The sequence below is a fragment of the Polaromonas sp. P1_F6 genome (assembly GCF_056405695.1).
Genome location: NZ_JBFUBQ010000001.1, coordinates 923135 through 945258 on the forward strand (window position 1 = coordinate 923135; position 22124 = coordinate 945258).

Consider the following 22124-nt stretch of genomic DNA (forward strand, 5'->3'; position numbering starts at 1 on the left):
TGATCACAGCACAGCCAGGCCTGCCCGCACCAGCAGCCATTCGGCGCTGTCGTTCCACACGTCCATGTGTGTGATCAGCCCGCTTTTGACGACATAGCGGTCCACATAGCGGTTGCCTTCGAAAGGCGTTCCGTCAGGCCATTCTCCGTACAGGGTTCCCAGGCTGTAGACCACCGCTTCGTCGGGCACGGCACCGTTTGAGCCAGCGGCAACCGTTTCGGTGCGCTCAATCCTTTTTTTCACCCATTTGTAGCGCGATGCATTAAATTTGGTGCACTCAGCGGGGGCGCTCATGGCCCGGCCTCCGGTGAAAAGAATCTTCATGCCGGGTGCGGTGAACCGGCTGGCGGCCACCGGGTCAGGAAGCATGATGAGCCGGAGGAACTCATTGACCACGTCGGCAGCGCTTGCCGTGTCGCTGGAAAAGGTGTGAGTGCTGCTCAATCAGGATGCTCCTGCGGCTGTCGTTGCCGGAAAAATCATGTTATCACCTCGACGTTGGCCAGCTTGGCCACGCTGCGCCAGGTGTCGATCTGCGAATTGATCAACTGAACGAACTCTGCGCCGACCACCGCATTCTGCGCGGCAGGGTCTGGATTTCTTCCAGTCTGGCTGCGATGTCCGGTTTGGCGAGAATTTCAGGGATCAGTGCCGTCAGCCGCGCAAGAATGGGCCCAGGCAGGCCTTTGGGCGCTGACAGCCCCAGCCACTGGGAACCCGTCAGCCTGGGAAAGCCGAGCTCGGCAAAGGTCGGAATGTTGGGAAGCGCTGGCAGGCGGCTCGGGGTAGAGACAGCCAGCGCGCGCAGGGACCCCGCCTTGAGTTGGGCCACGTTGGTGGTGATGGGATCGAGCAGGCTGTCGATCTGCCCGCCCAGCAGGTCTTGCATGGCCGGCGCGCTGCCTTGGTAGGGGATGTGGTCGTGTTGGGGCGCCTTGCCTTCAATCTTGAGCATTTCGCCAAACAGGTGATTGGCAGAACCGATGCCCGATGAGCCATAACGCACAGGCCGGGTCCTGGCGGCCGTCAGGTATTGCTCCAGGGTCTGGAAGGGCGACTGTGCACGCACCAGCAGCACCATGGGCGCTTCGACCAGCATGCCCATGTGAGAAAAATCATTCACCGGGTCAAAGGGCATGACTTTGCGGGTGGCTGTGGCATAGATGTGCACCGACGCATGGCTGACCAGCAGGGTGTAGCCGTCGGCGGGCTGCTTGGACACGTAGTCGGTGCCGATCAAGCCACCCGCACCCGCGCGGTTTTCCACCAGGACGGTCTGGCCCAGCGCCTGCGACAGGTGTGGCGCCATCATGCGTGACACGGTATCAACCAGACCGCCTGGTGGGAATTGCGCGACCAGTCTGATCGGCCCACGCGAAGGCCAGGCGCTTTGGGCGCTTGTCCATGCTGGAGCGGTCAGGGCAGAGATGCCGGCGGCCAGGGCGTGACGACGTTTCATGGAATGCTCCTGAAGGGCTGAAGGCTGCATTGGCAACCATCAACACGATTGAAAGCGGGGAAGCGGGGAAGCGGCTGATGACATCTGGCGATCAGCAACTTGTGTGCCAATTCGACTGTTCAGGCATTCGCGCTTTGGAGCCGGGTTTTCTTTGTGCCCCGACGCTGGCACCAGGAGGTGCCTCCCGGCCCAGGTCGTGTGACGGGATAAGCCTCATGTGACGGAAAGCCGGCACTGACCCGAACGGGACGGTCCGGTTTTGAGATGGTAAAAAGCGCAGCAGCCCCTCGCCGGATTTGCTCAATACGCTATGTAATTGATAGCATCCGCAGTACTGCCGCTCAAATCACGGCCGCACGCCCGGCGTCTCCATTGCCATGCCTTTTGCACGGGCATTCAGGTAAAGCTCCAGTTCCACCAGCTCCTGCGCGCCATAGGCAAACGGCTCGGCACGCACCCCGCTCATGCAGCCGCGGATGCGGCGCTGCAGCGAACCCAGCGCCTGCCATTCGAGACGGTACACCGGGTAGCCCGTGGGATGTGCCTCGGGAATCAGGCTGCTGGCCAGACGCCTGCCGGCCAAACCGTCATGGCACTGCGCGCAGGACAGGTTGAGCTGGCCCATGCGCTGCGCGAAAAGCTGCTGCCCACGCTGGCGGAAAGGCTCCAGCCGGGCATCATCGGGCGGTAATATTGGCAGGCCGCGCGACTGCAGCGCCACATAGCTTTCCAGGCTCAGCAGATCCTGGCTCTCCGGACGAAGTGGCGCGGCCTGCTGGTGATGCTGGCGGCACTGGTTGATGCGCTGGCTCAAGGTGATGGGCCGGCCGAGTTGAATGTCAAACGCCGGGTATCGCGCCGACACGCCGCGCATGCTGTCCGGCGTTGTGTGGCAGCTGATGCACGCCTTTCCGTTGGCACCTGTTGGCTGTTTCCACAGCGCTTCGCCGTCCTTGACCCACAACATGCCGGGATTCAGCGCATCGTCTTTCTGCATGGCCTGGGTGGATGCGCTCATGTCCTCAAAGCCTGAACGGCGAAGGTCTTTTGGCGGCGCGGTCTGTGCGCCGGCATGGCATGCCAGCAGGAAAGACAAAAGGCCCGCGGGGATGCGCGTCATCCCGTGACGGCCAGGTTGATGCTTTCAGTCTGCGCAAAACCGTTGTCGCCTTCCCAGCGAAGCACCAGCGTACCGCTCTCGGTGGCCACGGTATGGAAGGCGAGGTAGGGATTGGCCGAGACGGCCGAAAACAGCTCGGCGCTGAAGACCAGTTCGCCGTTGTAGCGGCAGCTGAAGGTCTTGATGATGTTGCGCGGCAGGATCTTGCCGTCCTCGCCGGCGCGAAAGCCGGTTTCCATCGGGTGGCCTATGGTCGCGCGTATCTCGATGACTTCACCGCGTCTGGCGGTAGTTGGGGCATTGATGAGTGTGCGTGCCATCAGGGATCGCCTTCAATACAAGCCGCCAGGGTCACGATGACATTGACGGTGTGCGACCAGTAGCTGCCGTCGCTCATCAGCGCCACTGCCACAAGCTGCTGCGAAGTGGCGAGCCGGATGCGCGTGGTCACGCTGGCCTTGCCGGAGCGAGGCCCTAGCGTGAAGCGGGCCACATCGCGCTGGGGGTTTTTCTCGTTGAAGACGGCAATGCTTTTCACGTGGTCGGCCGCCGTCATGGGGCTGTCCACCGTGACGGTGATGGGCACCACATTGCCGTTGTCGACCAACTCGGCTATGTCAAGCTTGACTTTGCCCGCTCGTACCGGAGCGCTTTGGGCATAGGCCGCCACCGCTGCCGCCAGCTCACCGGCCTGCGCCGCTGCGGGACGCAAAACGACGCCCAGGCCCATGCTGGCCGCGCCCGCCAGAATCTGGCGCCGATTAAAAGAAATAAAACGGCCTGCTGTGGTCATGAGTTCACTTCAGTGTGAGCAGAAAGGCCACCACGTCTTCAATTTGCTGGGCGTTCATGATGGGCTTGCCCTGCCAGGCCGTACCCACGCGCACGAGGCCGTCGTTGCGGTAGTAGGCGGGCATGATGCTGGCCGGGTTCAGGCGTTGCGCGTCGGCAATGCGCAGGCGCAGCTGCCCTTCGTTCCAACGTGCGCCCGCGCCCGCCAGGTCGGGCGCCAGGTTGCCCTGGAAGCGCTCTTCGGGAATGGGCCCGGTGTGGCAGAGCAGGCACAGGCCGTGTTGGCGGCTCGCGACGATGGCGCGGCCGCGTGCCGGGTCGCCGGGCGTGACCGTCAGTGCCTGGGGTATCGCGTCGCCAACAACCTGCAGCGCCGGGACGGATTGTTGCGCGAAGCTGGTCCAGGGCGCCAGCATCATCACCCCGCCGGCGATGGCGCCATGCCAGTTCATGCCTTCTTGAGATCGTGGTTCTTCAGCGGCAGGTCGCGTATGCGTTTACCCGTCGCCGCGAACACGGCGTTGAGCACTGCAGGCGCGGCGACCGCGATCGTCGGTTCACCGACGCCGCCCCAGAAGCCGCCCGAGGCGACAATGATGGTTTCCACCGCCGGCATGTGCTGCATCTGTACGACGGGGTAGGTGCTGAAGTTGTCCTGCTCCATGCGTCCGTCTTTTTGTGTGCATTCGCCGAACAGCGCTGCTGACAGGCCGTAAGCAAAGGAGCCTTCGACCTGCGCCTCGATCTGCTGCGGATTGACCGCATAGCCCGGGTCGGTGGCGGCCACGATGCGGTGGACCTTGAGCACGCCGTCGCTGCTCACCGATACCTCGGCGCAGGCCGCCACGTAGCTGCCGAAACCCATGGTTTGTGCCAGGCCCCGGTAGACCTTCTGGCCGCCGACGTCGGGCGGGGGCACGTTCCACTTGACGCGTTCGGCCACGGCATTGAGCACGGCCAGGTGCTTGGGGTGGTTCGTCATCAGCTTGCGCCGCAAGGCCAGCGGGTCCTGCCTGGTGGCAACCGCGATTTCGTCGATGAACGATTCGAGGTAAATCGTGTTCTGGTTCAGGTTCACGCCGCGCCAGAAGCCGGGCGGCACACTGGGGTTGCGCATTGCATGGTCGATCAGCAGGTTGGGGAAGCTGTAGCCAATGGAGGCTTCAGGCCCCGGTGCGTTGAGGCCCTGAAACTGCACCGGGTCGAGTCCGTTGCGCACGTTTTGCGGCGCCACGCCGGCCAGGATGGACTGGCCTGAAATGCGCATGTGCAACGCGGTGACGTTGCCCTGCGCGTCCAGCCCGGCCTGCAGCTTGCACTGCGTAACCGGGTGGTAGCGCCCATGCAGCATGTCTTCCTCGCGCGACCACAGCAGCTTGACCGGCACACCCGGCATTTGTTTGGCAATGTCCACCGCCTGGCGTACCCAGTCGTGCACCGCGCCGCGCCGCCCGAAGCCGCCGCCCAGGTGAATCTTGTAGACCTCGCATTTGCCGGCCGGCAGGCCTGCCGCTTCAGAGGTGGCCGCCAGAGCCGCTTCACCGTTTTGCGTGGGCGTCCAGACTTCGCAGCGCTCGGGCGTCCAGCGTGCCGTCGCATTCATGGGCTCCATGGTCGCGTGGTTCTGGTGTGGGTAGGAATACACCGCTTCGATGCGCCTGGCCGCTGAGGCCAGCGCTGCTTTGGCGTCGCCGTTCTGATTGCCGACGGCTGCGTCGGGCGCGTCCAGCCCGGCCTTGAGCATCTGGGCCACGCCGGCACTGGAATTTGAAGCGTTGGGGCCGTTGTCCCATTCAATGGGCAGCGCGTCGAGTGCGGTCTTGGCGCGCCACCAGGTGTCGGCCACGACGGCCACCGCACTGTCTCCGACTGCCAGCACCTTCTTCACGCCGGGGCGTTTCTCAACTGCGGCGGCATTGAAGCTTTTGACCTTGCCGCCGAACACCGGGCAGTCCTTGATGGCCGCGTTGAGCATGCCGGGCAGTTTCAGGTCTGCGCCGTACACCTGCTTGCCGGTGACTTTGTCCATTGTGTCCAGGCGCGCCAGTCGCTTGCCCACGAGCTTCCAGTCTTTCGGGTCCTTCAGCTTGACCTCGGCGGGCGGCGCCACTTTGGCTGCCGCAATCGCCACTTTGCCGTAGGTGGTTTTGCGGCCCGATGGCGTGTGGGTGATCACGCTGCTGGCCGCGGTGCATTCGGCCGCCGGCACCTTCCATTCATCGGCTGCGGCCTGCACCAGCATCATGCGGGCGGTGGCTCCGCCTTTGCGCACATAGTCGTGCGATTCGCGGATGCCGCGGCTGCCGCCGGTAGAGAAGTTGCCCCAGGCCCGGTTACGCGCCAGGTTCTGGCCGGGTGTCGGGTATTCGGTGGTGACTTTGGCCCAGTTGCATTCCAGCTCTTCGGCTACAAGTTGCGCGAGCCCGGTCAGGCTGCCCTGGCCCATTTCAGAGCGCGCGATGCGGATGACCACCGTGTCGTCGGGGCGCACCACAACCCAGGCGTTGATCTCCGGCGAGGCTGCGCCCTGGGCAGTCGCCGTGCCGGCGAACGGAATGTGAAAACCGACGATGAGGCCGGCCGAGGCACCCGAGGCCAGGAAGCGTCGGCGCGAGAGACGCAGAGAGTTTGCGGAGGGCAGGGGGGTGGCGCTCATGTCGTGCTCCCGTCGGTGTGCTGAATGGCGAGCGCCGCGCTTTTTGTATTACCACCTGCGGCAACAACCTTGATGGCGGCGCGGATGCGGTTGTAGGTGCCGCAGCGGCAGATGTTGGTCATCGCCTCATTGATATCGGTATCCGTCGGGTTCGGTTTGGCCTTGAGCAGCGCTGCTGCCGTCATCACCATGCCGCACTGGCAATAGCCGCATTGCGGAACGTCCAGCGCAACCCAGGCCTTTTGTATGGGGTGCGAGCCGTCCGGCGACAAACCTTCAATGGTTACGATTTTTTCGGTCGCACTCACCGTCGAGACGGGCCGCACGCAACTGCGTGTAGGCACGCCATCGATGTGCACGGTGCAGGCGCCGCAGGCCGCGATGCCACAGCCGTATTTGGTGCCGGTGAGCCCAAGCTGTTCGCGGATGACCCACAGCAGCGGTGTGTCGTCCTCCACTTCAAACTCACGCACGGTACCGTTGACGTTCAGTTTTGCCATGGATGCGCTCCTCAATATTTGAAGGAAGGATGGGCCGGATGACTGGGGGATAGTAGCGCTGGTGCATGTCAAATGCACCCGGCAATGCTATACCCGAGTAATGTGCTGACTTGCGCCTGGCAATAAAGTTCGGCCGGGTAAACCCTTGTGAGACCGGCGCTTTTCGTCAGCGAACTTCTGCCAGCGGCAGGCCGGTGAAAGCCGCGTAGCGTTGAGCGGCAAGCCGCAGTGCGCCAACGCTGCCGCGCGGCAGTGGGGCGAAAGATGCGGTGCTGATGCTGACAGCGCCTTTTTTTATTTCTGCCTGCCAGGTGCCGGCCACGCGCCCGCCGACCAGCAGCGCCGGGCGAAACAGGCCATTGGGCGTCATGAGCTTGCCGGCGTGTTCGCTGTCGATGATGGCTTTGCGGTCCGTATAGCCCAGCACGTATTCGTCGAAGCCGGCGAGTAATTCAAGCGCGGGCTTGCCAGCCGGCGGTAAAGGCGTGCGTTTGGACCACCACACGGTGTTCCCGTCAAACAGTGCCTGTGCCAGGCCGGTTTCGGCCATCTCCAGCGCCGCCCTGACTTCGCCGGCGGCCAGCCCTGACCACCAGGAAAAATCGGCCAGCGTGGCGGGGCCATGGCTGGCGAAGTAGCGCTGCGCCAGTTGTTTGAGTGCGTCCTCGCGAAGCAGCTCCTTGCCGGCTTCGGGTCCGGGAGGCAGCCATTCATCGAGCAGTGTGTAGGTGGCCTGCTTGCCGCGCGGATCGCCCAGGCAAATCAGCCCGACCTGGGCCGCGCGGTACAGGATGCGCCCTCCGCGATGGCCTTCAGTGTTGACGCGATGCTGCGCGAGTGCAGCAAAAAGTTCCAGGCGTGTGAGCTGCTGGCCACCTTCCAGGCACCGCCGGATGGCCGGAAGGATTTTGCGGAAGGCTGCCTCATCCAGCTGGACCTCACGGTAGGCTGCCGCGGTGCGGGTCAGCAAAGCCGGCGCGGCCAGGGCCACCAGCCAGCGCAGGTCGGCGGCCGCCACCAGGTGCAGCGTGCCGCGCAGGACCCAGCTGCGGACCACCTTGCGTTGAGCCAGTGCCTGTTCAATCGACGCGTCGGTGATGGCCGCAGCGGTTGTGAAGCGCGAGCCAACTGCCCATCGGGCGTGGGCATATTCCTGTGCCTGCACGGCGCCAAACCACTGCACGGCCTGATCGGTTCGTTTGAAATTTGAGGCCCCAGGCGGGGCGGTTGCAACAAGGCGCTGGCTGGCCTGCCGCAGCGCGAGCAGTTCCTGCCGCGAGATCTCCGCCATGCTCAGGCAACGTTTTCAAGCATGGCGAGCATGCGGCTTTGCCAGGCTGCGGAAGAAAACCGTTCACGCAGCAGTTGCTGCGACGCCTGCACCATGGCCTGGCGGCGGGGTACGTCTGCCAGCAGGTCGGCGCATGCCAGGGGCATGTCCTTGAGGTCTGCCATGACCAGATGAACGCCTGGCTCGATGCCGAAATCTTCAGCGCCTTCAAAGATGTCGGAAACGACGGCCGTGCCGGCCGCCCAGCTTTCGAATGTCCGGAACTGGTCGAAGTACGTGTGTTCCGGATCGGCATGGATGTTCAGGTTGATGCGCGCACCGGCGCGGCAGGCGTCGCGCGCGGCGCCCCACAGGCCGCTCCAGACGAATTCGGCCTTCAGGGTGGGCGCCGTGCCGGCGAAGTATTGCTCGGCATCCCGCCGCCGGGGCGTGTCGCCGCCCAGCATGATGATGTCGCGGGTTCTCTGCGCTTCAGGAAGGGGCGTTCGCACATGTTTGCCGGCCACCATATAGGGCAGCTGGCAAGTGGCAAGTGCCGGGAAATGCTGTGCGAGGTAGCGTGCTATGGAGGAATCCATCGCCAGCACAGCGTGCAAGCCGGGTGCGATGGCGTCGAAAAGATCGGTCTTGTACCGATGTACGGTAGCCAGTGCATTCTTTGTCAATGGATCAAACATCCACAGCACGTGCTTGCCGTTGCGCGGCAGGCCCTGCACGGAAAAACGGGGCAGTGCATAAATTCCGGCAATCAGCAGGTTGACGTCGCAGTGGCCGACATCGGGCAACGGCGCGTCGGTGCTGGTGCCCAGGTCAATGAACTCCACGTCATGGCCTGCCTTCACCAAAACGTCCATCCACAAGCGCGAAGCGTTGCCAAACAAGGTGTCGATGTCGGTGTAGATGTGGATTTTCAACGCGTCTTCCTGCGGCTTCTTTGTGTTGCTCTTCAGCTTATAGCGCAAGGCGCCAAGGTGGCCAGGGCCAAGCAGGCGTTGGCGATCCGCAAATAGACCCAGGAGTCATTGCCGCTGTGATCTGTTGTCATCGCCGTTCGACGGTCCGAATGGCGGCGCTTGTCGTTCCGGCAATGCCATCCGTGCGCGGTATCGGGGACCTGCGGCAAAACTTTACACAACGTACCTGGATTTCCTGGGGAATTCTTCACCGGCAAGAAAGATTTTCAGTAAGTCAAAGGTAACTGAATGTATGTCTTTCTGGCTCTAAATGTAACCAATAGGGCCGCGTAATGTGTGCAGAAAAGCCCTTTTTGAAAAAATTGGGGCGAAATCATTACATAAGACTGTTGGTAATTAATCACTTTTTCTCCCTTGTATCAGGTTTCACAATTGGTTACCGTGAATTAGTTCACAAAAAATACAGCCCGCAAGTGTCGAATCACAACACCTGCAGGCACTTCGGAAACCTTGATTTTCAACGGGGCTGGCGATGAAGCGTATCGATCATGTGGGCGTGCACAGGATGTGGACTGGTGCTTTTTCTGTGCTCATGGTCATTGCGACAACTGCGCTGGCGCAGCAGGCGCCATCCACCATTGACCCCGGCCGGGTTCGCGAGCGCTTTGATTTCCAGCCTGAGCCCGGCGCCTCAGCGGCACCTCCGGAAATCAGGACCGAGCCAACAGGGCCTTTGCCTGAATCACTCAGGGCCATTAAGGTCACGCTCAGGCGCATTGATATTGAAAGCAGTACCGTGCTGCCCGGTGGCATTCTTCAGGCGAATGCGGACAGCTATACCGGACGGGAGATTACCGGCAGCGAGATTCTGCAACTCGCGTCTTCGCTCACCGCGATGTACCGTAACGCAGGCTACATCCTGTCATTGGTGGTGGTGCCGCCGCAGTCTCTCGCCGACGGTACGCTCACCCTGCGTGTGGTTGAGGGCTACATCGACAAGGTGAACATTCAGGCAGGGGACGATGTCAGTGCCCATGTGAAGGAGCAGCTCGCAGCCATCGGCGAGAAGATCAGGGCGTCGCGGCCCATTCAGGGCCCCGTGCTTGAGCGCTACCTCCTGATCGCCAATGATTTTCCGGGTGTCGAGTTGCGCAGCGTGCTGGCCCCTGCGCATGCGCCGGGTGCGGCTGACCTCACACTGATCGCCAGCGTGAAGAAAGTCGAGGGCTTCGCTGCCGCCGACAACTATGGGTCGAAATACCTCGGCCCCGCCGAGATCGGCGTGGAAGTGAACATCAACCAGTTGCTGGGCGTCAACGACCAGTGGCGCTTTCGGGGCATGAGCAGCGGCAACTCCGAGCTGGCCTATGCACAAATTTCCTATAGCCAGGTAGTCACGACAGAGGGTCTCAAACTGTCCGCTGCCGTGTCCAGGGCTCGCACACGTCCAGGCGACATCCTGACGCCGTTTGATATGCGTGGCAACGCGGACACGATGACGGTCTCTGCTGCGTATCCGCTGCTTCGAACCCGCAATGAGAGCGTGACTGCACGGGCAACGTATGAGCACACCGACGTGCAAACCGACGTGCTGGGCACCCGGGTGATTGAAGACCATCTCCGTGTGCTGCGCCTGGGGCTTGGGTGGCGGGTGCTTGACCGCCTGGGCGGGCAGAACTCGCTGGATGTGGATTTCAGCCAGGGACTGGGTGGCACCCGGGAATCCGATCCGCTCAAAAGCCGGGCAGGGGCCAAAGGGGTGTTCAACAAACTTACCTTCGATTACGAGCGTACCCAGCCCCTTGCTTCGAACCTTGCACTTACGCTGGGCCTGAGCGGGCAGTGGGCCAACACCCCCCTGCTTTCGTCCGAGCAGTATGCGGTGGGCGGCCGGCGGTTTGGGCGGGCCTACGAGCCTGCTGAACTGGTGGGCGAGCGCGGGCTGGCGTTTCGCGCCGAACCTCGTTATTCCGGTTCCTCGGACTTCGCGGGCTTCAGGTCATGGCAGCTCTTTGCCTTTTATGACATCGGCAAGGTCTGGACGGTGGGCTGTACTTGTGTGGGCATGCCCAACAGCCAGAGCCTGGCATCGGCAGGGCTGGGGACTCGCCTCTTCCTTCCAAGGAACGTGGTGGCTGCGGTCGAGATCGCCTGGCCCCTGACCAAACCCATCGCGAGTTATCAGCCCCACGGAAAAGACCCCCGGCTACTGGGCACGCTGCTGGTGCGCTTTTGATGATTTGTTCAATGACTTTTCTTTGCCTCAAGAGGTGATCCATGAACGCTAAGCTGAACCCCCCGCGTATTTTTCCTGCCGTCCGGCGCCGGCGATCTTTTGCGCTGAAAGCCCTTCCGGCGGCGGTCGCCATGCTGTTCTCGCCGCCAGGCTGGCCGGTTGACATCGCCGGTGGCGCAGGCCTTCCCCAGAACGGCACGGTGTTTTCCGGCACGGCCTCAGGCTCGGTGTCGGGCAACCAGCTCACCATCAACCAGGGAACCGACCGCGCCGTGGTTAACTGGGGCTCGTTCGACATCAACCCCGGAAAGATGGTGCAGATCAACCAGCCCAACGCAAGCTCGGCCATGCTGAACCGCGTGACAGGCGACGCCAGCCCTTCCCAAATACTGGGCAGCCTTTCGGCCAACGGAACAGTGATGCTGATGAACCCCAATGGTGTGATGTTCGGGCAAAACGCCGTGATCAATGTGGGCTCGCTCATTGCCACCACGGGCAACATTGACGTCAACAACTTCATCAACACCGGCGGCGCACAGATCACCGGGGCCGTCGGCAGTATCACCAACCATGGCAGCATCACCGCGCAAAATGCCGGCCTGGTGGCTTTGGTCGCGCCGTCGGTCACCAACCACGGCAGCATCACCGCCACCGGCGGCACGATTGCCCTGGCCGGATCGACCGCCGCCACGGTCACCACGGTGTCGCTCAACAGCGGGCTGTATGAGTTCGCCATACCGGGCGGTGCAACGGGTTTGAGCGTGTCCAATATGAACCATGCCAGCCTGAACGGCGCGACCCTCTTGCTGGGCGTGGGCGATGCCGCCAATCTGCTGTCCGGCGTCATCAACCTGGAGGGCATTCAGCAAGCCAGCAATGCCATCGTTGTCAACGGCCATACGGTGGTGCTGAAGTCGGCACTGGACGCAACCCAGGTCAGCGGCAATGCAGGCCAGGTCGATGTGTACAGCGGGGCACGTATCCAGGACGCCGTCAACATTTCAAAGACCGGCACACCAGGAGCGGGGGGCTCTGTAGATGTTCACGGAGGCGCTTATGCCGAGCAGGTCACCCTGAACAAGGCCAACCTGACACTGACAGGCCTGGATGGCGCAAAAATCGTGGTGCCCGATGCCGGGCAGGTCAACGGCATCAGCATTACCGCCAACAATGTGACGGTGACCGGGATGGAGATCGCCGGGCCGGTTAACCAGCCCTACACAAGTTATGCGTGGGGTTCCAACATCAGCCGCGGCATTGCCGTGGCCAATGGCGTCACCGGTTTCACGATCAGCAACAACAACATCCATGATGTGCGCAACGGCATCCTGATCGACGGGCGCAACACGGGCAGTGTGACAGGCAACCGGATTGAAAATACCAAGAGCGCCATCTCTGTGCAGTACACCGACGGCAGCGGCATTGGCATGGCCGGCAACAGCCAGGGCCCGGTGGGCAACGAGTGGGGCCTGAACCTGCACCTGAACGGGCACATGGTTGGATCGAATCCCAACCCTGTCTCCAACAGCACGCCCATCGCTGCCGCTCCTACCCTGTCACAGCAGCAATCTCTGCTGGACCTGAGCGCGGCCAATGGCGGCTGGTCCGTGCAGGACCAGGCGTACACCTCGTCCAACCGCACGCACGTGACGGTGGCTACCACGGGCTCTTCGGGCGCACAGGGCAGCGTACTCACCCCGCTGGGAAGCATCCAGGGCGGCGTGGATGCCGTGGTCACGGGCGGCACGGTGAACGTGGCGGCCGGTAGCTACAGCGGCAGCGTCAGCATCACCAAGTCGCTGACGCTGGACGGCGCGGGGGTGGGGCAGACGGTGCTGCAGTCCGCCTCGGCTGGCACCGGCGACGCGGTCACTATCAACAATGCTTCCAACGTGACGCTCTCCGACCTGTCGATTGCCGACTACCTGTACGGCTTGCGCATCAACGGTACATCCAACGACGTGACCGTCAATCGCGTGGCTTTCAACAACAACACCTTCGGCATGCGCAACGGCACCACGACCCGGGCCGACAACTTCCGCATGCTCAACAGCACCATCACCGGCGGACAGATCGGTGTGCAGACCTACAACGGTTACCAGATGGTCGGTGGCGCTCCGGTGGCCACGGGCTCTTTTGAGAATGCATTGTTTGAGAACGTCACGGTGGACGGCCCCAGCTTCAAGGGCTTTTATCTTGAAACCGCGAACAACCTGACTCTCAGGAACGTCACCGTCTTGAATGCCGGCAACTATGGGGCGCCTGCATCTTCATCGCTGCATAAACGTTATGGCGCCGGCATCGACATCAACCTGAAATACGACAACTTCAATGCGATCAATTTTGACAACGTGACGGTCAAAAATTCTGGCGCGAGTTCGGGTGATCCGACGGCTGCGGCGGTGGTCATCAAAACACGCGGCATCGCCGGTGACAGCGCCGACTACATGGCCGCACCGGCCAGCTTGCAAAGCGTCAACATCTCCGGCGGCAGCATCGAGGGTTCCAGCCGGACAGGCATACGCTTTGAAACCATGAGCAATGGCCATGGCGGCCAGCCCACGGTCGCCATCGGCGGCGGCACCCAGTTCAAGAACAACGGGCAGGACATCTCGGTGGACGCTGTTGCGGTTGATGCTCGCGGCGCCGTCTTCGACGGTGCGGCCGACGGTTTTGCCATCGAAGACCGCGTGACCCATGCACTCGATACCACCGGGCGAGGCCTGGTGACCTGGACGGACGGCAATGTCTACGTCACGCAGGCCAGCGGCAGCATCCAGAGAGGCGTCAATGCCGTGGTTGCCGGCGGCACGGTCAATGTGGGCGGCGGCACTTATGTGCAGCCCTCCACGCTGGTGGTCGACCGTAGCGTCACGCTGGCCGGTTCGGGCCAGGGATCGACCGTGATTGACGCACACGACGTCAGTGGTTACGGCATCAACGTGACCGCCGACAACGTGTCACTCAAGGACTTCACGCTCTACGGCCCGAGTGCCAACGTAGCCGGGTCCTACGGCATCAAGGTAGCGCCCGTCGGAGACGCATCAGCGCGGCTGCGCAACTTCTCCATCAGCAATGTCACCAGCCGCGGCGCGGGCCGGGCCGAGCTGGACCTCAATGGCGTTGACGGCGCGCTGATAGACCGTGTGACGGCCGACGGTGCGCCGGTGGGCAACAACACCGGCACGACGCAGGGCGCCGGCATACAGCTGACCGACAGCGCCAACGTCACCGTCAGCAATTCGACCACCCGCAACAACGCCTGGGGCGGCCTGGCGCTTTACCAGGCCAACCGTCATTACAACCAGCAGGTGAACAACATCACGGTGGCGAACAGCAACAGTTTTACCGAACGCAATCCGGTGTACATGCAGGATGAATCAGCGAGCCGCAACTTTGGCGCACTCAGCATCGCGGGCTTTGACTTTGCCGTACGCAATGCCGGTACAGCAGACAACAGCTACCAGTACACCTGGCTGCAGGCCTCGCAGCAAAACGCCCTGGACTATGCCGTCAATCTGGGTAACGCGGGCTCCAGCTACGTTCAGGGCTGGAACGGCGCGCAGGCCACACAGGACTTCCAGGTGGGCATCGGCAATCTGCTGGGCGGCGGGACACAGGCGCTATCCATCGGGACGGCCATGGGCAATGCGGCAACCGGTGCCAATATCCGCGTAGGCGCCGGTACCTACGCCGAGGACGTGGTGGTAAACAACCCCTACAACCTGTACTTCGGCGGCTCGACCCTGCACGGCCTGACGCTCAATGCCGGCGCGGGCGGCTCCGGCATCAGTGGCAACGTCACGGTTGACGGTGCGGGTGGCATCCTGTTCAATGCCCCGGTGAACCTGCTGGGCGACACAACGCTGGCAACCCTGGGCGCCAACATTACGCTCAACGGCGATGTGCAAAACGCCGGCAGCGCAGCCCGCGCGCTGCGGCTCGTCGCAGGCTCGGGCAGCACCCGCGGCAATGTGCACATGGTGACGGGCGGCACGGAAACCAACGCGCTCGGCCGGTTTGAGGTTGTGGCCAGTGACTTCAGCCTGGACAGCACCTTGTGGGTGAAAGGCTACGGCATTGACGCACTCGGCAATGTTGCCCTGAGCAACCACACGCTGCGCGGGCAGGACGCTGCACAGTCCAACACCCTGAACGCCGGCGGCGACGTGAGCGGCTCCACCATCAGCCTGGGTGCCGTCCAGGTCACCAGCGGCGGCGACGTTTCGGCCAACGTCACCGCCAGCGAAGTGGCGGTGGCCGCCGTAGGCGACGTAAGCGGCACCACCACCAGCCAGGGCAATGTGCAGATCAGCAGCAGTACCGGCGACATCAGCGGCAACATCACCGGCAACAACGTGGTGGTGCAGGCTCAGGGCGACGTAAGCGGCACCACCACCAGCCAGGGCAATGTGCAGATCAGCAGCAGCACCGGCAACGTCAGCGGCAACATCTCCGGTAACAATGTGGTGGTGCAGGCGCAGGGCGACGTGAATGTCGTGGTCACTGCCAGCAACTCGGCATCGCTGGCTGGCGACACCGTGGTGGCCAACGTGGTCGCGCCCATCATGGCCGTGGAGGCCGTCACCGAGGTGCAAATTTCCGGCACATCCGCCCAGGTGAGCATTGATTCGCCAAAAGGCAGCGTTAGCGGCAGCTTCGGGCAGGTGACCAATTCGGGCAGCGGCCTCGTTAATGTCAACGGCAAGCCGCAGGGCAACCAGCAACTTTCATCCAATGCGGAAAATAACCGCGTGATTCCGGCCGGCAATAACGTGGCTGACAACGCCGGGGCCGGGGCTGACAGTGCAGGGGCAGCTACGCCGACGCTTCAACTGGCGCTGGCCGGTGAAGGTACGACTTCTCTGGTTTCGAGCACCCCTGCCAAAGCAGGCGATGCCATCGACAACGGCCAGGCCGTGGAGCTGGACATGTCACCAGGCAATGGAAAAGAGAAGGAATGAGGATTGGCCGGTGAATTGCCGGGCTGGGTGCAGGGCCTGAGCTTGACCCGAAGATTGGCGCCGATGCGACGCCTGCACCCTTGATTTCGATTTAATTCCGGTATTGGTCCTGCTGCATCAGCAGCTCAGCCTGCCGCGCAGCCGACATCTGCGGGGCTGCCGCCTGAACGGATGGCTTGTCCGGCGCGGTGGCTTGCGGCTGCTGCGGGCGGGCGGGCAATACGGCCGCGCGGGGTGTGGCCTCTTGTGCCACCCCATTGGACGGCTGCACGCGGCGGGCGCCGTCAAAGCGGCGCTGCCAGTAGCTCACGCCCATGCTTTCGACGCGCACTTCAGCGCCGGGCTTGGGCGAGTGGATGAACTTGCCGTCGCCGACATAAATGCCGACATGGCTGAAAGCGCGCTTCATGGTGTTGAAAAACACCAGGTCGCCAGGTTGCAATTCGGTTTTGTCGATGCGCTGGGTGGCGGCGGCTTGTTGCTCGGCGCGGCGGGGCAGCAGCAGCCCGACGCTTTGTTCGTAAATGGCGCGTACAAAACCGCTGCAGTCAAACCCGGTTTCAACGGTGTTGCCGCCGCGCTTGTAGGGCACGCCCAGGAAGCCCATGGCGTTGACGACCAGCTCGGACGCCTTGTTGGTGACACTGTGGCGGACGTTGTCAATCTGGGTCAGCAGGCCCTTGTCGGCGAGCAGTTTGTCCATGTCGTTGTCGCCGCCTGAATTGCCGGGTGCCGCATGTGCGCCGGCTGCCAGCAGGGCGGCAGAGGCTATGACGAGGGCAGGGGCAATCATTCGCATGGCGCCAAGCATACTTGACGGATTAGTCCTACGTCAACTCATGTTGTTTCTTGATAACGTTGACAAGCCATTGATTTGTAACGAATTTGTAGGGGATTACCCGATTTATTACCCCTGTATGCCATGTTTTACACCGCCTTGGCCCCCGCTTGGACATGATCAAAAGGCGGTTTTCCCGGTCAAATGGGCGTGAATGGGCCGATCAATGTGCTTTCGGGGGCTTTTTTTAGGGTGAAATATGGCTTTAAACCAATACCAACGGGCGCAAGCTGCTATATCTTTAATAGCGGCCAGCACGCTGTTTCAACCCGCCCAGGCTCAGAGTGTTCGTCCTGAAACCGTGGCGGCGGGCCTGGAGAACCCCTGGGGCGTGGCTTTTTTGCCGGGCGAGCGTTTTCTGGTCACGGAGCGCCCCGGCCGCCTGCGAGTCGTTGGGCCGGGCGGCAAGCTGGGCGCGCCGGTGGCGGGCCTGCCAGAGATTGCCGCCGGCGGGCAGGGTGGCTTGCTGGACGTGCTGGTCGACAGCGACTTTGCCCGTAATCGAACGCTGTATTTCTGCTTTTCCGAGCCGGCTGCCACCGGTAACGGCAACAGCACGGCGCTGGCACGCGCCAGCTTGAGTGCTGACGACACCCGGCTGGAGAACGTCAAGATCATCTTCAGCCAGAAGCCCAAGGTGGCCAGCACGGCGCATTTCGGCTGCCGCATCGTGGAAAGCCGCGCAGCATCGAACGGCGCGCCCGATGGCAAGCTCTTTCTCACGCTGGGTGAGCGCTTCAGCCGCAAGGACGACGCCCAGAAGCTGGACAACCACCACGGCAAGATTGTCCGCATCAACAAGGACGGCTCGGTTCCCCAAGACAACCCTTTTGTCGGCAAAGCGGGGGCCTTGCCTGAAATCTGGAGCTACGGCCACCGCAACGCCCAGGGCGCGACGCTGGGGCCCGACGGCACCTTCTGGATGCATGAGCATGGGCCGCAGGGCGGCGACGAAATCAACCTTCCCAGGGCCGGGGCCAACTACGGCTGGCCCGTCATTACCTACGGCGAAAACTACGGCGGCGGAAAAATCGGCGAAGGCCTGACCGAAAAGGCCGGCATGCAACAGCCGCTGCATTACTGGGTGCCGTCCATCGCGCCTTCCGGCATGGCGTTCCTGACCAGTGAGCGTTACGGCAAGTCCTGGCGCGGCAACCTGTTTGTGGGTTCGCTCAAGTTCGGCTACCTGGACCGGATCGAACTGGCGTCGCCGTTCTCCGGCAAGGTGGTGCGCGAAAGCAAGCTGCTGTCTGAAGCCGGTGATCGCATTCGCGATGTGCGCCAGGGGCCGGACGGGCTGCTTTACGTGCTGACCGACAGCAACAACGGCAAGCTCATACGCCTGCTGCCCGGTGGCTGAACGCAGGCAGGCCTAGCCGGCCACCGCAATGAGATCGATCTCGACCGACGCACTCTTGGGCAGCTGAACAACGCCCACCGACGTACGGGTGTGGGCCCCGGCAGGGCCCAGCACGGCATACAGCACTTCAGATGCGGCATCGGCGACTTCGCTTTGCTGGGTGAAATCCTGCGCCGACTGCACAAACACCGTGATGCGCAGAATGTGCTTCACGCGGTCCAGGCTGCCGAGGCTTTGCCGCAGCAGCGCCAGCGCGCGCATGGCGCAGATTTTTGCCGCCAGCTGGGCCTGCAGAACAGACGTTTCCGAGCCTACGCGGCCGGTCACGACCACGGTATTGCCAACGCGCGGAATCTGCCCGCTGACAAAGACCTGGTCGCCGTGCTGCACGACAGGCACGTAATTGCCGCCTATCTTGATCTCACCGTCAAAGCTGTAGCCGAGTTCGGCCTGCACTGCGGCGAACCGGGTGTCGCGTGAATCTTCCATGGGCAGGAATTCCTCTTTATGTAGTTGGATGGAGCGTAATGCGGGTGTTTCAGGCAGGGCTCTTGAGCCGTAGCAGGCTCAGACCCAGCAGGCCAAACGCACCGCCACAGAGACGGTTGAAAATGCGGGCCCGGCGGGGCGTGCCAAACCATTGGTGGGTGTGTTTGGCCAACAGCACATAGGTGAAGTGGGAGACCAGCACGCACGCAGCGAAGGCGCTGGTCAGTGCGAAAAATTGCGGCAGCATCGGCGCCTCCGGATGAATGAACTGGGGGAACAGCGCGGTGAAGAACAGGATGCTTTTGGGGTTGGTCACCGCCACCAGCAGGCCTTGCCGGAACAGTGCGGCATTGCTCTTTCCGGAGGATGTCCCGGCCGGCAAGGGCGTGTCGAACATGGAGGTCTTGCTGGTCCACTGCCGCCAGCCCAGGTACATGAGGTAGACGGCGCCCACGGCCTTGAGCACAGCGAACAGCCAGGCCGAGGTGTGCAGCAAGGTGCCCAGGCCCGCCATGGCCGCGGTAGAAACGGCGAACACGCCGAGCACATTGCCGGTTGAACTCCACAGCGTCTTGCGCGGCCCCCAGGCCACGGCGTTGGAAACCGCCAGCAAAATGCCCGGCCCGGGGCTGAGCGCGGTGACAAGTGAGATGGTGATGAAGAGCAGCCAGGCGGAAGTGGTCATGGTGAGATCAATTAAAAAATGATGAGGCGATTTATTTCCGGCGGCGGCTATGCCGCCTCGGCGCCATGCAACCAGCTGCGCACGGCCTTCACGACTCCTGAAAAGTACCTTAAAAGCACGCTTCCCGTCTGGCCCGGGGCTTTTGCCGGGGCTTGGTTCAGCACGCATGCCGCGCCCCCGTGCTGGGCGGTCACCGTGATCCATCCAGTCTGGGTGACGGTATGCGACTGTCCCGCCTCCAGCGGCATGCTGTCGCGAAAGACCTGCTCGGCAAGCCAGCGCGGGGTGGCGGTCACCAGCAGCGTGCCCGAGGTGCTGATCAGGGCACTGCCCGCTTGGGTGTGAAAAAACAGGGACTCACCGGCGTCCAGGTGAAGGTGGCGAGGGGCGAATTGCTCTTTCATGGCGGCTCCATTCATGGGTGGGTGAACTGGAAAAACGGGGGAAGGAGACACCAAGGTTAAAGAGACCGACACTATCCCGACAGAGCCAAACAAGTCCTTTCTGTATCGGTACAGATGGCTATTTATTCATCTGTTATGGTCTGATTTCGCCCCATCTGTGGCTGTGTCCCCGCTTCCCCTTCACGGATCATTCGGTTTATGGACATGCAACCCTCGCCATCCCTGTCGCAACCGCTCTATCTACAGCTCTCCAGCCATTACCGCCAGGCGATCCAGTCCGGCGTTTTGTCGCCCGGGCAGCGTATGCCGTCCGTCAGGGCGTTGACGCGGCTGCACCAGGTCAGCCTGTCGACGGCGGTGGAGGCCTGCCACACGCTGGAAGACGAAGGCCTGCTGGAGGCGCGGCCGCGTTCGGGCTACTTTGTGCTCAAGCGTCGCCGGATGGATATCCAGCCGCCCAGCGAGCCGGAATGCGGCCACAGGCTGGACCCGGCACAGTACGTCGGCATCCACGACCGGGTGTCCGATTTCGTCGCCAAATGCGATGTTTACCCGCTGGTCACCAACCTGGCAGGCACCTATGGTTCGCCCGAGATGTACCCCGCCGAGGCCCTGAAAAACGCCGCCACGCGTGCGTTGCGCAAGCACCCGCAGCTGCTGGTGAACCCGCCCGACTTTCTCAACGATTCACCGCTCAATGCCGTGCTGGCCAAGCGGGCGCTGGAGGCCGGCATGCGGCTGTCAGCGGAAGACATCCTGGTCACGCACGGCTGCATTGAATCGCTGAACGTGGCCCTGCGCGCGGTGGCGCGGCCGGGCGACACCGTCGCCGTCGAGTCGCCCACCTACCACGGCCTGCTGCAGATCCTCGAAAGCCTGGGCCTGCGCGCGCTGGAGATTCCCACCAGCCCGAAGCTGGGGATTTCCGTGGAGGCACTGGATTTGGCCTTCCAGACACACGACCGCATACGCGCCGTGGTGGTGATCCCTAATTTCCACAATCCGCTCGGCAGCGTCATGCCTGACAGCGAAAAGGAAAAGCTGGTCGCGCTGTGCGAGCGCCAGCAGGTGGCATTGATTGAAGACGACACCTACGGCGCATTGGGGCCTGACGACATTCCGCTGAAGGCAGCCAAGGCCTGGGACCGCAGCGGCTCGGTGATTTACTGCGCGTCGCTGCGCAAGACCCTGTCGCCGGGGCTGCGCCTGGGCTGGGTGGCCGGCGGGCGTTGGCAGGCGCGCATCAAGATGCTCAAGTATGCGCAAAGCCGCGCCAACGACATGCTGGGCCAGCTGGCCGTGGCCGAGTTCATGGCCTCCAGCGCCTACGACCGCCACCTGGCCCGGCTGCGCCGCATGCTCAACGTGCAGCGCGAGCAGATGGCCGAAGCGATTGCCGCGCACTTTCCCGCCGGAACCCGGCTGCAAGTGCCCCATGGCAGCATGATGCTGTGGGTGGAGCTGCCGGCAGGCACGTCCGCGCAGGCGGTGTTTGACACCGCCATCCGGCAGGGCATACGGGTGGCGCCCGGTTCCATGTTTTCCAACTCGAACCGCTTTGACCACTTCCTGCGCATCAGTTGCGGTTCACCGTTTTCCAGCGAGACCGACAGCGCCCTGCGCAAGCTGGCAGGTATTGTGTCGGCGCAAGCTGGGCCCCGGCCGACTTGAGGGCATGCGCTGCTATTTTGAGGATTTTAGGGCTCCAGCCCTTTAGGGATATGCGCGAGCAGCTATCTTTTTGATAGCGTCATGCGCTTAATGCACCGCAGCGTGGCTGCGTTTCACGAAAAACAGGCCCGCACCTACTGCCATCAGCATGCCGCCGAACAGCCGGTTTTGCAGCCGCACCGCACGTGCATTCCTGAAGAGCTTTTGCAAGCGGCTCGCGGCAAACGCGTAGCCGTGCATCACCACAGTGTCGACTGCCACAGTCGTGAGCGCCATCACTAGCAGTTGCGGCCACAGTGGCCGGGCGGGGCTGATGAACTGCGGCAGCACAGCCACCATGAAGAGGATGCCTTTGGGGTTGGTGACGTTGGTCAGCAGCCCGGTGAGAAAGCGCCTGCGCGCTGAAATGCCGTTCGCATCAGCTGCCGGGCCGGCATCTTCCGCCGCGATGCCGTTTGATGACCGCCATTGCGACCAGCCGATATAGATGAGGTAGAGCGCGCCCAGCACTTTCACGACGCTGAAGGCCAGCTCGGACGCCACCAGCAACGAGCCCACGCCCGCCCCGGCCACCAGCAAAATCACCACCAGCCCGATCTGCAGGCCCGCGATGGTGGCACGCGTGCGCTGCATGCCGTAGCTCAGGCCATGGCTCATGGCCAGCACCGCGCCCGAGCCGGGTGAGAGCGCGATCAGAATTGAGGCGAGGAAGTAAGCGGTCCAGGTGTCGATGGCCATGATGAAG

The 22124-nt window shown here is 62.8% G+C and carries 19 protein-coding genes; 4 read left to right on the forward strand and 15 right to left on the reverse strand.

The window, feature by feature from the left end; genetic code table 11:
- Nucleotides 1-3: 3 nt before the first annotated feature.
- The 10 genes from AC1DY9_RS04185 to AC1DY9_RS04230 all read right to left on the reverse strand — a co-directional run bounded on the left by AC1DY9_RS04185 (nt 4) and on the right by AC1DY9_RS04230 (nt 8732).
- Complete coding sequence (locus AC1DY9_RS04185; protein WP_457280981.1) at nt 4-369, reverse strand: nuclear transport factor 2 family protein; 366 nt, start codon at nt 367-369, stop codon at nt 4-6.
- A 175-nt stretch (nt 370-544) separates the two neighbouring features.
- Entirely contained in the window at nt 545-1459 is a 915-nt protein-coding gene (locus AC1DY9_RS04190) for a Bug family tripartite tricarboxylate transporter substrate binding protein (protein ID WP_477665863.1), read from the reverse strand.
- 346 nt (nt 1460-1805) lie between these two features.
- Complete coding sequence (soxA, locus tag AC1DY9_RS04195) at nt 1806-2579, reverse strand: sulfur oxidation c-type cytochrome SoxA (protein WP_457280585.1); 774 nt, start codon at nt 2577-2579, stop codon at nt 1806-1808.
- Nucleotides 2576-2899 (reverse strand): thiosulfate oxidation carrier complex protein SoxZ, encoded by a 324-nt coding sequence (gene soxZ, locus AC1DY9_RS04200; protein ID WP_457280586.1) that lies wholly within the window; start codon nt 2897-2899, stop codon nt 2576-2578. Before soxZ ends, soxA begins: the two co-directional genes overlap by 4 nt.
- Nucleotides 2899-3372 carry a SoxY-related AACIE arm protein gene (locus AC1DY9_RS04205; RefSeq protein ID WP_457280587.1) on the reverse strand — a complete coding sequence of 158 codons (474 nt, stop codon included), beginning with the start codon at nt 3370-3372 and terminating at the stop codon, nt 2899-2901. The genes soxZ and AC1DY9_RS04205 overlap by 1 nt, the downstream gene beginning before the upstream one ends.
- A gap of 4 nt (nt 3373-3376) precedes the next feature.
- A complete protein-coding gene (soxX, locus tag AC1DY9_RS04210; protein ID WP_457280588.1) occupies nt 3377-3823 on the reverse strand; it encodes a sulfur oxidation c-type cytochrome SoxX in 447 nt (148 codons plus the stop codon).
- Nucleotides 3820-6027 carry a xanthine dehydrogenase family protein molybdopterin-binding subunit gene (locus tag AC1DY9_RS04215; RefSeq protein ID WP_477665864.1) on the reverse strand — a complete coding sequence of 736 codons (2208 nt, stop codon included), beginning with the start codon at nt 6025-6027 and terminating at the stop codon, nt 3820-3822. Before AC1DY9_RS04215 ends, soxX begins: the two co-directional genes overlap by 4 nt.
- Nucleotides 6024-6527 (reverse strand): (2Fe-2S)-binding protein, encoded by a 504-nt coding sequence (locus AC1DY9_RS04220; RefSeq protein ID WP_477665865.1) that lies wholly within the window; start codon nt 6525-6527, stop codon nt 6024-6026. The genes AC1DY9_RS04215 and AC1DY9_RS04220 overlap by 4 nt, the downstream gene beginning before the upstream one ends.
- A gap of 166 nt (nt 6528-6693) precedes the next feature.
- Complete coding sequence (locus AC1DY9_RS04225; protein WP_477665866.1) at nt 6694-7818, reverse strand: winged helix DNA-binding domain-containing protein; 1125 nt, start codon at nt 7816-7818, stop codon at nt 6694-6696.
- Nucleotides 7819-7820: 2 nt separating this feature from the next.
- Nucleotides 7821-8732: a glycosyltransferase family protein gene (locus AC1DY9_RS04230; protein WP_457280592.1), complete on the reverse strand. Its 912-nt coding sequence runs from the start codon at nt 8730-8732 to the stop codon at nt 7821-7823.
- A 532-nt stretch (nt 8733-9264) separates the two neighbouring features.
- Here AC1DY9_RS04230 and AC1DY9_RS04235 point away from each other — a divergent pair.
- Both AC1DY9_RS04235 and AC1DY9_RS04240 read left to right on the forward strand, forming a co-directional pair.
- The gene (locus AC1DY9_RS04235) at nt 9265-10968 is read left to right on the forward strand and encodes a ShlB/FhaC/HecB family hemolysin secretion/activation protein (protein ID WP_457280593.1); all 1704 of its coding nucleotides are present in this window, start codon (nt 9265-9267) and stop codon (nt 10966-10968) included.
- 41 nt (nt 10969-11009) lie between these two features.
- Complete coding sequence (locus tag AC1DY9_RS04240; protein ID WP_477665867.1) at nt 11010-15932, forward strand: beta strand repeat-containing protein; 4923 nt, start codon at nt 11010-11012, stop codon at nt 15930-15932.
- Between the two features lie 91 nt (nt 15933-16023).
- Here AC1DY9_RS04240 and AC1DY9_RS04245 read toward each other — a convergent pair whose 3' ends face one another.
- Nucleotides 16024-16725, reverse strand: coding sequence for a C40 family peptidase (locus AC1DY9_RS04245; RefSeq protein WP_477665868.1), 702 nt, complete (start codon nt 16723-16725; stop codon nt 16024-16026).
- A gap of 244 nt (nt 16726-16969) precedes the next feature.
- Here AC1DY9_RS04245 and AC1DY9_RS04250 point away from each other — a divergent pair, with 244 nt between their 5' ends.
- Complete coding sequence (locus tag AC1DY9_RS04250) at nt 16970-18130, forward strand: PQQ-dependent sugar dehydrogenase (RefSeq protein ID WP_457280595.1); 1161 nt, start codon at nt 16970-16972, stop codon at nt 18128-18130.
- 12 nt (nt 18131-18142) lie between these two features.
- Here the strand turns inward: AC1DY9_RS04250 and AC1DY9_RS04255 are convergent, their stop codons facing one another.
- Genes AC1DY9_RS04255 through AC1DY9_RS04265 form a run of 3 tightly spaced genes read right to left on the reverse strand, consistent with a single transcriptional unit; the run spans nt 18143 to nt 19708 of the window.
- Nucleotides 18143-18619 (reverse strand): RidA family protein, encoded by a 477-nt coding sequence (locus AC1DY9_RS04255; protein WP_477665869.1) that lies wholly within the window; start codon nt 18617-18619, stop codon nt 18143-18145.
- A 49-nt stretch (nt 18620-18668) separates the two neighbouring features.
- Entirely contained in the window at nt 18669-19304 is a 636-nt protein-coding gene (locus AC1DY9_RS04260) for a LysE family translocator (RefSeq protein ID WP_457280597.1), read from the reverse strand.
- Between the two features lie 47 nt (nt 19305-19351).
- On the reverse strand, nt 19352-19708 hold the full coding sequence (locus AC1DY9_RS04265) for a hypothetical protein (protein WP_477665870.1): 357 nt from the start codon (nt 19706-19708) through the stop codon (nt 19352-19354).
- Nucleotides 19709-19906: 198 nt separating this feature from the next.
- Here AC1DY9_RS04265 and AC1DY9_RS04270 point away from each other — a divergent pair, with 198 nt between their 5' ends.
- The gene (locus AC1DY9_RS04270) at nt 19907-21379 is read left to right on the forward strand and encodes an aminotransferase-like domain-containing protein (RefSeq protein ID WP_477665871.1); all 1473 of its coding nucleotides are present in this window, start codon (nt 19907-19909) and stop codon (nt 21377-21379) included.
- Between the two features lie 87 nt (nt 21380-21466).
- Here the strand turns inward: AC1DY9_RS04270 and AC1DY9_RS04275 are convergent, their stop codons facing one another.
- Nucleotides 21467-22117 carry a LysE family transporter gene (locus tag AC1DY9_RS04275; RefSeq protein WP_477665872.1) on the reverse strand — a complete coding sequence of 217 codons (651 nt, stop codon included), beginning with the start codon at nt 22115-22117 and terminating at the stop codon, nt 21467-21469.
- Nucleotides 22118-22124: the final 7 nt, after the last annotated feature.

Bases quoted from the DNA above. Each gene is read 5' to 3' on its own strand.
- AC1DY9_RS04260 (WP_457280597.1), bottom strand. From the start codon at position 19,304: ATGACCACTTCCGCCTGGCTGCTCTTCATCACCATCTCACTTGTCACC.
- AC1DY9_RS04270 (WP_477665871.1), top strand. From the start codon at position 19,907: ATGGACATGCAACCCTCGCCATCCCTGTCGCAACCGCTCTATCTACAG.
- soxA (WP_457280585.1), bottom strand. From the start codon at position 2,579: ATGACGCGCATCCCCGCGGGCCTTTTGTCTTTCCTGCTGGCATGCCAT.
- AC1DY9_RS04240 (WP_477665867.1), top strand. From the start codon at position 11,010: ATGAACGCTAAGCTGAACCCCCCGCGTATTTTTCCTGCCGTCCGGCGC.
- AC1DY9_RS04245 (WP_477665868.1), bottom strand. From the start codon at position 16,725: ATGATTGCCCCTGCCCTCGTCATAGCCTCTGCCGCCCTGCTGGCAGCC.
- AC1DY9_RS04275 (WP_477665872.1), bottom strand. From the start codon at position 22,117: ATGGCCATCGACACCTGGACCGCTTACTTCCTCGCCTCAATTCTGATC.
- AC1DY9_RS04190 (WP_477665863.1), bottom strand. From the start codon at position 1,459: ATGAAACGTCGTCACGCCCTGGCCGCCGGCATCTCTGCCCTGACCGCT.
- AC1DY9_RS04185 (WP_457280981.1), bottom strand. From the start codon at position 369: ATGCTTCCTGACCCGGTGGCCGCCAGCCGGTTCACCGCACCCGGCATG.
- AC1DY9_RS04265 (WP_477665870.1), bottom strand. From the start codon at position 19,708: ATGAAAGAGCAATTCGCCCCTCGCCACCTTCACCTGGACGCCGGTGAG.
- AC1DY9_RS04225 (WP_477665866.1), bottom strand. From the start codon at position 7,818: ATGGCGGAGATCTCGCGGCAGGAACTGCTCGCGCTGCGGCAGGCCAGC.
- AC1DY9_RS04215 (WP_477665864.1), bottom strand. From the start codon at position 6,027: ATGAGCGCCACCCCCCTGCCCTCCGCAAACTCTCTGCGTCTCTCGCGC.
- AC1DY9_RS04255 (WP_477665869.1), bottom strand. From the start codon at position 18,619: ATGGAAGATTCACGCGACACCCGGTTCGCCGCAGTGCAGGCCGAACTC.
- AC1DY9_RS04205 (WP_457280587.1), bottom strand. From the start codon at position 3,372: ATGACCACAGCAGGCCGTTTTATTTCTTTTAATCGGCGCCAGATTCTG.
- soxZ (WP_457280586.1), bottom strand. From the start codon at position 2,899: ATGGCACGCACACTCATCAATGCCCCAACTACCGCCAGACGCGGTGAA.
- AC1DY9_RS04250 (WP_457280595.1), top strand. From the start codon at position 16,970: ATGGCTTTAAACCAATACCAACGGGCGCAAGCTGCTATATCTTTAATA.
- AC1DY9_RS04235 (WP_457280593.1), top strand. From the start codon at position 9,265: ATGAAGCGTATCGATCATGTGGGCGTGCACAGGATGTGGACTGGTGCT.
- AC1DY9_RS04220 (WP_477665865.1), bottom strand. From the start codon at position 6,527: ATGGCAAAACTGAACGTCAACGGTACCGTGCGTGAGTTTGAAGTGGAG.
- soxX (WP_457280588.1), bottom strand. From the start codon at position 3,823: ATGAACTGGCATGGCGCCATCGCCGGCGGGGTGATGATGCTGGCGCCC.